Annotated in this window: 1 protein-coding gene; it reads right to left on the bottom strand. The window is 51.5% G+C overall.

The genetic code is table 11. The features are described 5' to 3' along the window. Positions 1-37 precede the first annotated feature (37 nt). Positions 38-1,048: an ABC transporter substrate-binding protein gene (locus tag Q0256_RS00455; protein WP_297959021.1), complete on the bottom strand. Its 1,011-nt coding sequence runs from the start codon at positions 1,046-1,048 to the stop codon at positions 38-40. Between the last annotated feature and the right edge of the window lies 1 nt (position 1,049).

Genomic DNA, 1,049 nt, shown 5'->3' with positions numbered 1-1,049 from the left:
AGGTGCAGCGCTGACGCCGTTGCTTCGGCACCGCGCTCTATTTACCCTCCGGGTTAAGTCCTTTTAAAATATAGCCAAATTCCGCGTCGCTTAGCTCGTAATTCATAAATTTTTTATAAAACGCCTTCGTTTCGGCTTTCACGTCGATGTCGGCAAATAGCTCGGGCTGGATGGTTTTGGCTGCCCATAAAATTTGAAGCACCGCATCCGCGCCGTATCGATCCCAGTTGAAAACCCCGCGCGGATTGCCGTAAACGCGCCCGTTTTTGACCGCATCCGTACCGCTGTAGATCGGGCTGGATTTGATCTGAGCTACCGCATCTTCGTTGTGATCTCCGCCCACGATTATGATCTGCGGGTTGCTAGCGATGATCTCCTCGGCGGTGATAGTTTTCATCGGACCTTTGATAGCGGTGATCGCGTTCGTGCCGCCGGCTAGCTCTATCCATGAGTCGATCAGCGTGCCCTTGCCGTCGATCTTTAAAAGATCGGTTCCGCCTACGATGTGAAGGACGCGCGGGCGCTTATCGGGGCTTAAATTTGCGGTACGGCCGCTAACCAAAGCGATATTTTTATCTAAATTTGAGATCAGATCCTTCGCTCTTTGCGGTGCGTCGCCACCTAGCATATCGCCGCACATCCTGATGCTGCGCCTCATCTGCTCGTAGTCGCTAAAGGACGCCTTTAAAACCGTAAAGCCTTGCTTAGTTAAATTCTCGCCCGCCAGTGCGGTTGAGATGATGACTACGTCGGGGTTACGGCTCATCAGCTCCTCTAAATTTACGTCGTTATTTTTTAGCAGCACGGGGATCTGCGCTAGGCGCGGATAAATTTTAAGAAACCATGCGTTTTTGCTGATATTATCGGTGGTGGCGACGATTTTATCCGCTCCGCCGAGGGCCAGTAAAATTTGATTGTTCGCGTGCCAGAGCGCTGCGATGCGCTCAACTTTTACGGGGATTTTGACCTCGGCGCCGTCCATATCCTTGATAGTTCTAAGCTCTGCCGCGCTCGCAAAAAGCACACCCGCTAAAAGCAGTAGTAAAATT

Source organism: uncultured Campylobacter sp., from assembly GCF_937949835.1.
Taxonomy (GTDB): domain Bacteria; phylum Campylobacterota; class Campylobacteria; order Campylobacterales; family Campylobacteraceae; genus Campylobacter_B.
Note: the sequence above shows the minus strand (reverse complement) of the source record. Positions and strands in the feature narration are given on the sequence as shown.